This window comes from Thalassotalea sp. 273M-4, assembly GCF_041410465.1.
In the GTDB taxonomy this organism is placed as follows: Bacteria; Pseudomonadota; Gammaproteobacteria; order Enterobacterales; family Alteromonadaceae; genus Thalassotalea_A; species Thalassotalea_A aquiviva.
Map to the genome: position 1 here is coordinate 806349 of NZ_CP166961.1, position 13235 is coordinate 819583.

Consider the following 13235-nt stretch of genomic DNA (forward strand, 5'->3'; position numbering starts at 1 on the left):
GTGGCAATAGTCGATTGGGTGAGCATCTTTACTCACCCAAATTGGATAAATCTAAGGCAGAATTAAATAAGGTATAGTAACTGTAAAACTTCTGGTTTATATTATTGTAAAACAATAATTAAATGCAGCTCATTAATCGTGTCGCTTTCTATTCACTAGTGTGAGTGTTGCTAACAAAATGCAGGAACTTTTACATGAATCTTTTACCGTCGTTAGCGAAGAAAACGACTTTATTTTCATCGTTTTTCTTTCTATTAGGTCTATGCTGTACGAGTGTTCAAGCCAACACGAAATCCGCAATATCCGAGCAAGCCACAGCACAACCTGAGCAACAAGTCACAAGCGCAGAAAATGTTGCAAAGCAATACGGTCCGATAAAACCATCAGACACCTTGTGGAAAATCGCTAAGGCGCATCGCCCTAATAATCAGGTAACAAACTACCAAGTGATGATGGCGATTTTTGTTGCTAACCCATTAGCTTTCAAACAGTATGACATCAATGGCTTAGTCGCCGGTCGATACCTCACCATTCCAACTCTTGAACAAATTAAAGAAATCCCTAGAGATCGCGAAAAAGCTGACCAAATATACCTGCAAATACCGCAACTAAAACAAGTTCCAAGCGCAAACGAGCAAGTTGAAAAGCTTGAAAGCATTATTGCGCAATTAGACGCTGACAACAAAACCCTCTCTAGCCAACTGGTTGAAGTTGAAACTCATTTACAAAACGCCTTACAAAAAGGCTTTTTGCAAGGTAAGAACATTGAAACGCTTGAACAAAATATTGCACAACTAGAAAGTGAGATGGCATCAGCAACAAACAAGCTACAAACAGCGCAACAACCAAAACCTGCAACGGTTGTCGGCCAATTTCAAGTTCCTTTATTCTATTGGCTTGCATTGGCGTCATTGGCACTTTTGACCCTGTTCTTTATGGTTCGTATGGTGCAATTAAGCAAAGAACTTAAGCAACAAGCAAACGCGCAGCCTCGCCAAGAAAATTTAACTGAACCAGAGTCTAACACCCCGGTTGCAATAGCGAGCCCTGATGATATCGAGCTTACAGAGCAGAGTGCCCCAGAGGACGATGCGCTGTCGGCACAAGTAACCAGCGCTGACTTAAGTGTTCAGAGCGGTGCTGAGAAAGAAGATAATCTGAAAACAGAAGTTGTAAAAGGCGATTTAGCAAACAAAGACTTTAAAGCTGAAATCATTGATGAGGCTGCATTATACGCTGATTTTGACTCTAATTTCGTCACTAAACCAGACCTTAAGAGTGAGCCTGAAACAGAGCAAAATGTACAGATTGTAGAGCAAACGCTTTCCCCAGAGCCAGCTCTAAACGATATTTCTGAGCAACAACCGACAACGGATTTTGTTCAAAATGAGCCAGAGCAAGACTATCAAGAGCAGCCGCAACAAGAAGAAAAAGAGCAAGTTGAGACGGTGTCAGCAGATGCTAGTGAGACAACACAACAGACTCAAGATTTTGCTACCACTGAAGGCCATCTTATCAATGAGCTTAATCAAGCTGAAAAGGTCAATGAGCAGCAAAAAATTACTGAGTCTGAGCAAGACTTACCATTATCGGCAGAGCCGACGCTAAGTGCCGATAACGAGCAAAGTGATGTCAGCCAGGATAATACGGCTGATGCTCCTATCGAGTTAGACGCTGAGCCGGCACAATTGCATTCAGCGAAAACTGGGCAAATTAAAGCACAAGTTAAAATCGAAGCCGAAGCGCCAGAGGATAAAGAAGAGTCAAACAAAGACATCAAAGATTATAATGAAGTCGAGTTTGACCAACTGTTAGCTGAAATATCGGCCCAATCTCAAGAAAATGGCAAGCCTAACAACATTGTACAGTTAGCGCAGAAAGGCGAACAAGAAAAAGCGGAGCTAACGGCATCAGAGCAAACACCGTTAGAGCAAACAGCAAAACCTGAAAAACTGCAGTTTCTAGATCCGGAATATAATCTTTCGCCAGAAACTCAGTCAGACGATGTTAGCGCAACCCAAAAAAGCGAAGAATATATAGCGATTGAAAAGCTATTAGAGGATAGTTTTACCCCAGTTGAAGACGACGCTTACGATGGCGACAAAATTGACGTAGGCTTAGATGAATTTCCTGAATTTAAGAGTCACGACGTAAATTTTGATGTTGATGATGATATGCAAGAGGTGGGAGCGCAACTCGATTTAGCCCAAGTTTATATTGAAATCGGTGATTTGGATAACGCCAAAGTGATTTTGAACAATGTATTAAAGCAAGGTAACGAGAAACAACAACAACAAGCAAAAAAACAACTTGAAGCAATCACCTAAATTTTTTGCCCATTAAAAAAGCGCGAAGGTAAATCCTCGCACAAAACAAAAAGGCGTTCATAAACGCCTTTTTGTTTATCTAGCGGACGGTGGTTTGCGAGGTTATTCTGCTTGGTATTATTGAGCAAATAGATGATAATGTCGCGATTAATGTTATAGAGGAATACTTCACTAAAATGCGATTTGCTTTAGGTATTGAATACGATGGTTCAAACTATTGTGGTTGGCAGCGCCAAAATCACGTAAATTCGGTTCAACAGGAAGTTGAAAAAGCGCTGTCGGCGATTGTTAATCAGCCCATAGAAGTGGTATGTGCTGGTCGAACTGACACTGGCGTGCATGGTACCAATCAAGTGGTTCACTTTGATTCGCCTATTGACCGAGGCCAAGCTGCTTGGGAGCTTGGGATGAACACTAAGCTACCTAAAGATATTTGCGTGCGCTGGAGTGCTCGCGTTAGTGATGATTTTCATGCTCGCTTTAGCGCAACCGCAAGGCGTTATCGCTATGTTATTTATAATGCGCCTTTACGCCCAGCCATTTTGCGACACGGGCTCAGTCATTGCCATTACCCGTTAGATGAAAAGCTAATGCACCAAGCCGCGCAACAATTAGTCGGGGAACATGACTTTACGTCTTTTAGAACCGTGCATTGCCAAGCCAATTCACCTGTTAGGACGATTTCTCACTTAAATGTTTCTCGACATGGCGACTACGTGGTCATAGACATCAAAGCCAACGCTTTTTTACATCATATGGTTCGCAATATATCGGGCAGCTTGATTAGGGTAGGTCGGAAAATTGAAACGGTAGAATGGTTAGGGCAAGTACTCAATCTGAAAAACCGATGCAAAGCGGGAATGACAGCCCCTTCAGGTGGTTTATATTTTGTTGACGTCGATTATCCTGAGCATTTTAACATACCAAAAGCTTCTTTAGGGCCACTGTTTCTGTAGTGCCTTAATGTTGATTTGCTAATACGGTCAACTACAATGAAGCAAAATTGAACGCAAAATGAGCGAAAGTGAACGAAAAACAAGCAAAAAGTAGGCGAAAATGACTGAAATGCTTGTTATTATGAGAAAACAGACCAGTTTTTACTTCGTGTTGCAAGCACAAATGTGTTTAAATTAACGGATATTTTTCAGATTATAACAATAGCCGAGGTATCACTTGGCTTAACCAAGATGTTTAGTGCTATTTTGTTGCTAAAGTCGCAGATTAATTTATAGGGTAACTCACAGATGAGTTGGATTGAAAAAATTCTACCAAAAGCAAAAACTTCTACATCCAATAAGAAAAACATTCCTGAAGGTTTATGGAGTAAGTGTACTTCCTGTAATTCCGTGCTTTACACTGCCGAACTTGAACGCCAAATGGGGGTTTGTCCAAAGTGTGACCACCATATGCGTTTGTCAGCTCGAAAGCGTATAGAATCGTTTTTAGATGCCGGTGAAAGACACGAGATTGGTGCCGATCTAGAGCCTCAAGATAAGCTTAAGTTTAAGGACTCCAAACGTTATAAAGACCGCTTAAGTGCCGCTCAAAAGAGCACCGGTGAGAAAGATGCATTGGTTGCTATGCGTGGTGAACTAGCGGGTATGCCAGTGGTTGTGGCAGCGTTTGAATTTTCATTTTTAGGTGGTTCAATGGCCTCTGTTGTCGGTGCTCGCTTTGTTAAAGCCGCTGAAGAGTGTATAGAGCATGGATTGCCGCTGGTTTGTTTTTCTGCCAGTGGTGGTGCTCGTATGCAAGAGGCATTGATGTCTTTGATGCAAATGGCTAAAACCGGTGCCGCATTGGCGAAAATGAGCGAGAAAGGTTTACCCTTTATTTCGGTATTAACCGACCCTACGATGGGTGGTGTTTCGGCGAGTTTAGCGATGCTAGGTGATGTTAATGTGGCTGAACCTAAAGCGCTTATTGGCTTTGCCGGGCCACGGGTTATCGAACAAACCGTACGTGAAAAATTACCGGAAGGATTTCAACGTTCAGAGTTCTTACTTGAGCATGGCGCCATCGACATGATTGTTGACCGTCGTGAAATGCGCTCAACACTAGCACGACTATTGGCTAAATTTACGGGTCAACCTGAACCAAGTATTTAATTATATTCATTGCCACTTATTTTACCTTCGGGAGTTGTTATGCATAATTTTCAAACGGTTACGCAGTGGCTTGATTACTTGGAGTCAATCCATGCAACAGAAATTGACATGGGTTTGGCGCGGATCTCCAAAGTAGCCAAAAGAATCGGTATCGATTTATCTGCCAGTCAGGTTATTACTGTTGCAGGTACTAATGGTAAGGGCACAACCTGTGCCTTTATCGAGAACGCCTTGTTGGCTGAAGGTAAATCGGTTGCGGTTTACTCTTCGCCTCATATAAATGTTTTTAATGAACGTTTACGCATTAACCAAGAGTTGGTGCAAGATCCCCCCTTAATTGCCGCTTTTGAAACCATCGAACAAGCTCGCAAAGAAATTTCATTAACCTATTACGAATACACCACTTTGGCTGCTTTGATTATTATTCAAGCGGTTAAACCGGATGTTGTTATTTTGGAAGTAGGTCTAGGGGGGCGATTAGATGCGACCAATATCATTGATAGTGATATTGCGGTGATCACCAGTATTGATTTAGACCATCAGGCATTTTTAGGTAATGACAGAACCAGTATAGGGCTTGAAAAAGCTGGAATTATTAGGGCCAACAAGCCGGTAGTTATTGGTGAGCCTAATTTACCTGAGAAGGTATTACAACACTGCCAAGAGTTTGGCGCCTTGGTGTGTTTACGTGAGCGAGATTTTTCTATCCGCGAAGATACAAACAGCCAGTGGTGTTGGCGCTATGGCGCAGTAGCGCTATCGGCATTAACCCATCCATTTATCCCCAGAGACAATGTTGCGACAGCCTTAGCTGTGTTAGCTCACACCGGCATCGAGTTAAGTGCTCATAAGGTCAATCAGTGGATTGTTAAAACTCAGGTTGAAGGTCGTACCGAAGTGATTAAGCAATCACCATTGGTGGTGTTAGATGTTGGTCATAACCCTCATGCCGCGCGTTATTTAAATGATTTTGTAAAACGTCAAAATAAAGCTAAGGTGCTGGCGGTTTGTGGTATGTTAGTTGACAAGGACATTAAATCGGTATTGCGTGAAATGCTCGATTGCATTGACCATTGGTATGTTGGCTCGTTACCGACGCCAAGGGGAGCAAGTTCAACAGTGATGGCTCAAACACTGGCCGATTTAGGGAAAAGTTGTAATCACTTTGACAATATTAGCGAGGCCTATAAAATAGCCCTAGAACATGCAAATAATAATGATATGATTTTAGTGTTTGGCTCCTTTTTTACGGTGGCTGAAGTAAAAAAATCTCAATAAGGATCCATTGTGTCGAGCCCGTTTCAAAATCGTTTAGTTGGTACTATCATCGTCGCTGCTGCGGCCATTATTTTTCTTCCTGATATTTTTGATGGAGAACGCAAAGCCTATAAAGCTCAGTTTGAACCAATCCCCAAAGCACCTGAGTCGGTAAAAGCAATTCCATTAGAGCCTTTAGACCAATCTCAGTTTGTAGCATTAGAGCCGCAATCCGTTAATGATGAGCAAGCTGATGATGATGCGCTTATTGATGATGACTCGGTCAGTGTGAACGATACTTCTTTGGCGCCATCAACCACGTCAACTAAGATCGAAGACACCACAAAAGATACAAAAACTGTTGTAACTAAAGCCGTTGCGAACAAAGCAAAGCCAAAACCTCAGTTTAGCGAAAATGGCATTACCCAGATTAACCCTGTTGCCAGCAGTATCGATAAGTCTAAGTCTTATGTTATCCAGTTGGGAAGTTTTAAACATCAACAAAATGTTGAAAAGCTTACATTAAAGTTGAAAAAGAGCGGCTATAGTGTGTTTACTAAACCGATTAAAACTTCAACCGGGACCTTAACGAAAGTGTTTATTGGTCCCCAATTTGATAGGCAAAGTTTACAAGGGATGTTGCCCGAACTCAAAACCTTAACCGGAGTTCAAGGGCGAGTTGCTCAATATAGTGCAACAAATTAAGTCGATGTATTTAAAAAGGTGCTTTAACAAAGCACCTTTTTTGGCTAAATTGTTTTAGAAATCTCAGGGAAATAGCTATAAATTTTTAGACGCAACTGATAGAATGCGCCGCATAAACAAGAGGGAAAAAATATGCTTTGGATAGATTATGCCATCTTAATAATAATAGGCATTTCAACTCTGATCAGTTTAGTTCGTGGCTTTGCCAAAGAAGCAGTATCGTTGGTAATTTGGATAGGCGCATTTTTCGTCTCGAGCACCTTTTATCAGGAGCTTTCGACGTACCTCACCAATATCACAGATCCTATGCTGCGAAATGCTGCAGCCATAGCCATTTTGTTTATAATCACGTTAATTTTAGGGGCAATTATCAATTATTTGATAGGCCAACTTGTAAATAAAACTGGTTTGTCTGGCACCGATCGCGTGCTGGGTCTGGCATTTGGGGCGCTTCGTGGCGCCCTCGTTGTAAGTGCAATTCTATTTTTCATGGATGCTTTTACCCCAGCCCCAGATACTTTGTGGTGGCAACAAGCCGTATTAATTCCTGAATTTAAAGTTGTTATTGAGTGGTTCTTTGAGTACATCAAGTCCACCTCCAGCTTTTTAAATTAATTCAGTATCTTTGGAGAGAAAATTCATGTGTGGTATTGTTGGCATCGTCGGCACCTCCCCAGTAAGTCAAGCTTTGTATGATGGTTTAACCGTTATTCAGCATCGTGGTCAAGATGCAGCTGGTATTGTTACAATCAGTGATAATAAATTCAGAATGCGTAAAGCAAATGGCCTGGTAAAAGACGTTTTTCATACGCGTCATATGTTACGTCTAGAAGGCAATACTGGTATTGGTCATGTTCGTTACCCAACCGCTGGTACCTCAAGCTCGTCTGAAGCTCAACCATTTTATGCCAATTCACCATACGGTATTTCCTTAGCGCATAATGGTAATTTAACCAATGCCCAAGAGTTAAAAGAATGGTTATATTCAAAAGCGAAGCGCCACGTTAACACGACTTCGGATTCAGAGTTGTTGTTAAATATCTTCGCACATGAGTTACAGCAAAGCCAAAGCTTTGAATTGTCATCTGAAGATATTTTTACGGCCGTATCTCGCGTACACAGTCGGGTAAGAGGGGCTTACGCTACGGTAGCTTTAGTGATTGGGCATGGTCTTGTCGCTTTTCGTGATCCAAATGGTATTCGTCCGCTGGTTTTTGGTAAAAGAGAAACCGAAAAAGGCGTTGAATACATGGTCGCTTCAGAGTCTGTTGCATTAGATGCTTGTGACTTTGAATTTATTCGTGATGTAGCTCCAGGTGAAGCGATTTATATTACCGAAGACGGTCAATTATTTAGTAAGCAATGTGCCCAAAATCCATGTTATAACCCATGTATTTTTGAATTTGTATATTTTGCTCGCCCTGACTCTACAATGGATAAGATGTCTGTGTATGCTTCTCGTGTAGAAATGGGCACGGCATTAGGAAATAAAATCGCCAAAGAATGGGAAGATCTTGATATTGACGTGGTCATTCCTATCCCTGAAACGTCGTGTGATATCGCATTACAAATCGCTAATATCTTAGACCTACCGTATCGCCAAGGTTTTGTTAAGAACCGCTACGTTGGCCGTACCTTTATTATGCCTGGTCAAACAGAGCGTAAGAAGTCGGTTAAGCGCAAACTCAATGCAATTACCCAAGAATTTAAAGGTAAGAACGTCTTATTGGTCGATGATTCAATCGTTCGTGGTACCACATCCGAACAAATTATTGAGATGGCAAGAAATGCTGGAGCCAAAAAAGTCTACTTTGCATCAGCAGCGCCAGAAGTTCGTTTTCCAAATGTTTATGGAATTGATATGCCAAGCGCCAATGAATTGGTTGCCCATGGTCGAGAGTTAGAAGATATTTGTGAGTTGATCGGAGCAGATAAGTTGATTTATCAAGACTTAGATGACTTGATTAGCGCTGTATCGACTGGCAACAAAGATATCAAGCAATTTGAAACATCGGTATTTAGCGGTCAGTACATTACTCAAGATATCGATAACGACTACCTTGTGCAGCTTGATGCTATGCGTAATAACAACACCAAAGAACTAAGCGATAAAGAAGCAGATTCAATTATTGATATGCATAATGAAGGGGCCGAATAAGGTTTCATTCTAGCGAAATCAAAAGGCGCATTTAATGCGCCTTTTTTGTGCTTATTTTACTATCAGCTAGTCAGGTTAGGTTAACTTGAAAACTCAGGGCCAAAACCTAATGTCCAAATCATTGCCGTTGCGGCAAGGATGCATACCAGTAGGACTAAAGCCACGGTAACGATTGAACTTGAATAAATAAACCCCTTTTCTTCTGGTATGTGCATCATGATAGGAATACCAGAATAGAGCAAATAAACCGAGTAGGCGACAGCAATCATACCGGCTACGGCGACAAACCAAAGCACAGGATACAAGGCCGCAACCCCCACCATAAGTACAGGAGTTGATGCGTAAGCAGCTAGTTCAAGACATTGAGTAAAACTTGGATTGGAATCAAATGTCTTACTCATCCATTGGATCATATAGGCCAGTGCGAATACCCCAACAATAATGGCAACATACATAGAACCCGCTAATAAAAGACCTGTTTCAGGCGTGATTTTGATAGGATCGCCAGCGCCAATAGACCAACCTATGTGTGCAGCTGCAAAATAGCCACAAATAGTAGGTATTAATGCGACCAGCAAGATGTGGGATAATGCGTAAAAAAAACTTTCATGGCGTTTGTCGATACTGTCCCATTCATCTTTAGGATGGGCATATAGACCCCATATGTGATTTAATATCATCTTATAACTTCCTCTTTGCTTCCCCTGCGAACAACCCAAACTCAAAGGTATTTTCGGTTGAACGATTAATGCAGTTATTAACGTTTATCTCGTTTTTATGTTTACATTTTTTTAACTGCTTAACCTAGTTATGAAATAACAGGAGCTATTCGTCAAGACTTGGGTAATAATTAATCACTTTTTACGTTGCTTTTTGCTTGTTTTTTACTCATCCGTTAACATTTCGGGGTTAGGGGAGTGTAAAGAGGTTTTCAATGAATGGGGAGCAAGATGTAAGGTAAGGCTATTTTTCGTTGTAGCAGCCTTGTTGAAAGCCTTGGTGAAATAACACCGTTAAGACCTACCTATGGATAAAAGCTATTGATCATGAAGATCGATCAATGATGAAAAACTGGCTATTTTATCGTGGATTATAAATGTCGCATTCAACCTCGCTAGAGAAGGGCGTTACGCGACTTTAACCCGCACAACTTTCATCACTTCAATTTGAAAACCGGCGATAGTTTCTACCTCTGGGTAGTAGGTTAAATTCACTTTTTGCCCTGTTAATATGCGATATAACTTCTTACGCTTGTATTTAAAGGGCACACTATATTTGTCAATCATCAAAGTGTTAAGGATCCAATCTCCTTGTTCTCTTTGGACATGCGAAGTGACCTTAAGGTTTTCGCTATGAATTAATTGTCGGTGTGTGTCTAGTTGCTGTTGAAGTTTTGATTTTGGCATAAAAATTATTCTTAAAAATATGTGGTGCCCAGAGGGGGGCAAGCAATGGGGTGCTTGGTAAGATTTTCATCAAATTTCACAATCATCGGCTATTTCATCTGCGCTTAGCTTTACATCTTAAACTTTACATTGTGCGAGGTAGGTAAACTATTTATTTGTCATCCTAACATATAACCCGCGGAACAGGTACGAGTCTGCGAGTAAAAACTAGCTGAAAACAACAGATGATACATGGTAAACTTGCCACATTATTTAAACCAGTTTTATGCCCCTTATGCCTTATTCTGAACTACTCGCACCCATTCATAGCTTTTTACAATGTAAAACACCTGATAGCTGGATTGATGAAGCGAAAAAAACAGAAAACTTACAGTTAATCTTAACCGATCATATGCTTTGTGAGCTTAAGGCTGCGCAATCGGCGATGTTCCTTATTCGTAAATATGCGGTGGATAAAGACTCTGCGACTGCATTATTAGAGTGGTTAAAACCGTTTGAAGAGTTTGTTTATAAAAAGAAAGGCGATTTGCAATCACTTGCAAAAGCGGAAAAGCTGACCAAAGCGATTTTACCTAAGAGTGAATCGCCTTATGGCCAAGAGCTAATTGATAAAATGGTGCTGCTTATTAAAGAAGAGTTGCATCACTTTTACCAAGTGCTAGAAATTATGGTTAATCGTAATATCCCATACCAAAACATTAGGGCAGGGCGCTATGCTAAGGGGCTATTAACTCATGTTAAAACTTATGAGCCAGATGCGTTGGTTGATAAACTGATCATAGGTGCTTACATTGAAGCACGTTCATGCGAGCGCTTTGCTAAACTTGCACCGTTTTTAGATGATGAATTAAATAAGTTTTATGTTTCACTGCTGCGCTCAGAAGCAAGGCATTATCAAGACTATTTAACTTTGGCTGAGAAAATTGCTGGGCGTGATATTTCAGAGCGTGTGGCTTATTTTGGTAAGGTTGAAGCCGAGCTTATTTTATTAAGTGATGATGATTTTAAGTTTCATAGTGGGGTGCCTCAAACGGCAGAACTTGAGCTTAAATAACCCATCATACAGCTGTTAAAATCATATCTACCTTTAGTTAAAGCGGGTATTCTTTTAATAAAAACCCGCTTAAAATTGAAAAAGCATTAGGTAATTTGCCTAGTAAAGCAAAACTTTGCTTAATTACCTTGGGGATTTTGATCGCTTAATGTCATTCTATAACCACTATCACTGCTTTGATCTCTTTCTAATAAAAGAAATTGATTGTTACTGGATTCATCTAGTACCAGCAGTTTAGATGCTAAAATGATGTCGCTACTGTCATCTTCTGCGACGGCATATATTTCATAGGTATTGTTCGTTAGGTTAATGTCAGATGGTGTAGCAAACCAAACTGTGCGCCAATGTACAGCACTTTGAATCAGTTCATTACTACGAACAAAATAAACTCGAATGCTCTTATAATCATCGTCATTAACAAGGTTTAATAACTGTAGGTTATGTTGAAATGGTGATTCATTGAGGTTGTTTTCAACCACCATAGATTGTATTTTTATCTCCACTTCATCAACATAGCCGTCGCCATCTTCATCTACATCCCCGTCACCATCATAATCTACGTTCTCTTCACTTAAATAAAAAAATACTGTCTTAAATACATTTTCACTTAGAGTCAGTAAATGGTTCCTTAAAAGAGGCTGTTCAGTTTCACTGGTCGTTAAAGCAATTTGATAATCGCCTCTCTGGGCTGAATGGACTTCACTGAACTCACCAATATTCAAAGAGTCTATGGAAATTGTATCGCCAATAGTTTCAAGAACAGTGCTTATTTCTCCTGTATAATTTGGTAATAATTCGTGATTTTCAATGCCATTGTAAACGCGAATTTTACCTGATTCACCTTGATGCTCTAGATTGATAAAACTTGCCCAAGTCAAAATGTCGACACTAAATTTAGAATCACCACTACCGTTACTAGGTTTGACCATAAATATATATTGATAAGCATAAGGAAAGTTGATTGGTTCAGATTGGAACAGTATCTCTTCTTGATCTGGAGAGGTTAGATAAAATATATATTCCTCTTGTTCCAGCTTTTGGTTGCTTGTGAGTTGTTGGTATTCAAATTGGCTTATAGCCACGGCCTCATTGAATGTTTCGTTAGCTAGTGAAACGTGTAGTTGTAAGGAATCATACTGATTATGAAGGTTGAGAATAGAGAAATTAAACAGTTCCTCTTCATAATCATTCTCATCATTGATTATTGGTAAATTGTACTGAAGCAAAGTAGACTCACTAATGTCGCCATCTAAGACGAATAGTGTTAATTGCTCTTTTTCAATATTAACGCTCGTTTGATGAACGATAGTTAGATCTTCCCTATCTTTTGAGTCTTCACTTTGCCAAGACACCTCAATAAAATAGTTGGTGTCCTCAATATTTTTACTAGCGGTAGACTCACCGTAACCAATGTTAGAATAGATGAATTCAAGGGCATCCTCATCTTCATCATCGAGATCTTCATCGACAACAAAAAACATATCTGGTGAATTGCTAGAGGCGTTGTAAAACTTTACAGCACCACTATTGCTTTCACCATCACTACTACTGTCAGTACACGCTGTAAGTAATGACATTAATGCACTAAGAATGAGTACACCGTAAATCCGCTTTTTTACTCTAATTAATTTATTGCGCATAATTTATCTCCAAAAATTTATTGTGATTATTTTTACTAATAAACGCTCGTTTTAACGGTTATTAGTGATTAATGGAGTGCAATGTAACTTATCTGTTCCTTATCTGAATCCTGCTTTACTTAACTTTACAAAAGCACAATCGACGTTGACAGACTATTGACAAAAGTGGCTTTTTTTCATTCAGATAGGTGTGTTTTGGTTGCTATTAAACAGAAAAAACAACAAGGTTTACTTAATTATAAAAATGGGAGTTAATTTGAAAACTTGGTTTCACCTTGCTTTTTATATGATGATTTTAAGTTTCATAGTGGGGTGCCTCAAACGGCGGAACCTGAGCTTAAAATAACCCATCATACAGCTGTTAAAATCATATCTACCTAGTTAAAGCTGGTTAAAAACCCGCTTTAAATTGAAAAAGCATTAGGTAACTTGCCAGGGGCGTGTTTATCATTTCTTTAATGATTCTACTGAGAGAGAACATCGTTTTAATCAAGGCAAAATTTATGTTGTTTAGTCTCCTAAACCCATCATATTTAACGCAGAGTAAAGCGATTTTAGCTTCAATCCAAAGGGCAATGGC

At 40.0% G+C, this 13235-nt stretch carries 11 protein-coding genes; 8 read left to right on the plus strand and 3 right to left on the minus strand.

Annotated elements, in window-relative coordinates; translation table 11 throughout:
- Positions 1-194: 194 nt before the first annotated feature.
- The 7 genes from ACAY00_RS03640 (at position 195) to purF (ending at position 8555) form a co-directional block, all read left to right on the plus strand.
- Complete coding sequence (locus ACAY00_RS03640) at positions 195-2327, plus strand: FimV/HubP family polar landmark protein (protein WP_371377373.1); 2133 nt, start codon at positions 195-197, stop codon at positions 2325-2327.
- A 176-nt stretch (positions 2328-2503) separates the two neighbouring features.
- Complete coding sequence (gene truA / locus ACAY00_RS03645) at positions 2504-3283, plus strand: tRNA pseudouridine(38-40) synthase TruA (RefSeq protein ID WP_371377376.1); 780 nt, start codon at positions 2504-2506, stop codon at positions 3281-3283.
- A 288-nt stretch (positions 3284-3571) separates the two neighbouring features.
- Positions 3572-4435 carry an acetyl-CoA carboxylase, carboxyltransferase subunit beta gene (gene accD / locus ACAY00_RS03650; RefSeq protein ID WP_371377379.1) on the plus strand — a complete coding sequence of 288 codons (864 nt, stop codon included), beginning with the start codon at positions 3572-3574 and terminating at the stop codon, positions 4433-4435.
- Positions 4436-4474: 39 nt separating this feature from the next.
- Positions 4475-5713 carry a bifunctional tetrahydrofolate synthase/dihydrofolate synthase gene (gene folC, locus ACAY00_RS03655; RefSeq protein WP_371377382.1) on the plus strand — a complete coding sequence of 413 codons (1239 nt, stop codon included), beginning with the start codon at positions 4475-4477 and terminating at the stop codon, positions 5711-5713.
- 9 nt (positions 5714-5722) lie between these two features.
- Positions 5723-6397 carry an SPOR domain-containing protein gene (locus ACAY00_RS03660; RefSeq protein ID WP_371377385.1) on the plus strand — a complete coding sequence of 225 codons (675 nt, stop codon included), beginning with the start codon at positions 5723-5725 and terminating at the stop codon, positions 6395-6397.
- Positions 6398-6529: 132 nt separating this feature from the next.
- The gene (locus tag ACAY00_RS03665) at positions 6530-7012 is read left to right on the plus strand and encodes a CvpA family protein (RefSeq protein WP_371377387.1); all 483 of its coding nucleotides are present in this window, start codon (positions 6530-6532) and stop codon (positions 7010-7012) included.
- Positions 7013-7037: 25 nt separating this feature from the next.
- The gene (gene purF, locus ACAY00_RS03670; protein ID WP_371377390.1) at positions 7038-8555 is read left to right on the plus strand and encodes an amidophosphoribosyltransferase; all 1518 of its coding nucleotides are present in this window, start codon (positions 7038-7040) and stop codon (positions 8553-8555) included.
- An 80-nt stretch (positions 8556-8635) separates the two neighbouring features.
- Here the strand turns inward: purF and ACAY00_RS03675 are convergent, their stop codons facing one another.
- Both ACAY00_RS03675 and ACAY00_RS03680 read right to left on the minus strand, forming a co-directional pair.
- Positions 8636-9235, minus strand: a complete 600-nt coding sequence (locus ACAY00_RS03675) for a Yip1 family protein (protein ID WP_371377393.1) — start codon at positions 9233-9235, stop codon at positions 8636-8638.
- Between the two features lie 447 nt (positions 9236-9682).
- Entirely contained in the window at positions 9683-9961 is a 279-nt protein-coding gene (locus tag ACAY00_RS03680) for a hypothetical protein (protein ID WP_371377396.1), read from the minus strand.
- Positions 9962-10235: 274 nt separating this feature from the next.
- On the opposite strand from ACAY00_RS03680, the gene miaE reads away from it, so the two are divergent.
- Entirely contained in the window at positions 10236-11015 is a 780-nt protein-coding gene (miaE, locus tag ACAY00_RS03685; protein WP_371377399.1) for a tRNA isopentenyl-2-thiomethyl-A-37 hydroxylase MiaE, read from the plus strand.
- Between the two features lie 119 nt (positions 11016-11134).
- Here miaE and ACAY00_RS03690 read toward each other — a convergent pair whose 3' ends face one another.
- Positions 11135-12655, minus strand: a complete 1521-nt coding sequence (locus ACAY00_RS03690) for a hypothetical protein (protein WP_371377401.1) — start codon at positions 12653-12655, stop codon at positions 11135-11137.
- Between the last annotated feature and the right edge of the window lie 580 nt (positions 12656-13235).

Coding starts and splice junctions, on each gene's coding strand:
- ACAY00_RS03640 (WP_371377373.1), top strand. CDS start 195: ATGAATCTTTTACCGTCGTTAGCGAAGAAAACGACTTTATTTTCATCG.
- truA (WP_371377376.1), top strand. CDS start 2,504: ATGCGATTTGCTTTAGGTATTGAATACGATGGTTCAAACTATTGTGGT.
- accD (WP_371377379.1), top strand. CDS start 3,572: ATGAGTTGGATTGAAAAAATTCTACCAAAAGCAAAAACTTCTACATCC.
- folC (WP_371377382.1), top strand. CDS start 4,475: ATGCATAATTTTCAAACGGTTACGCAGTGGCTTGATTACTTGGAGTCA.
- ACAY00_RS03665 (WP_371377387.1), top strand. CDS start 6,530: ATGCTTTGGATAGATTATGCCATCTTAATAATAATAGGCATTTCAACT.
- purF (WP_371377390.1), top strand. CDS start 7,038: ATGTGTGGTATTGTTGGCATCGTCGGCACCTCCCCAGTAAGTCAAGCT.
- ACAY00_RS03675 (WP_371377393.1), bottom strand. CDS start 9,235: ATGATATTAAATCACATATGGGGTCTATATGCCCATCCTAAAGATGAA.
- ACAY00_RS03680 (WP_371377396.1), bottom strand. CDS start 9,961: ATGCCAAAATCAAAACTTCAACAGCAACTAGACACACACCGACAATTA.
- miaE (WP_371377399.1), top strand. CDS start 10,236: ATGCCTTATTCTGAACTACTCGCACCCATTCATAGCTTTTTACAATGT.
- ACAY00_RS03690 (WP_371377401.1), bottom strand. CDS start 12,655: ATGCGCAATAAATTAATTAGAGTAAAAAAGCGGATTTACGGTGTACTC.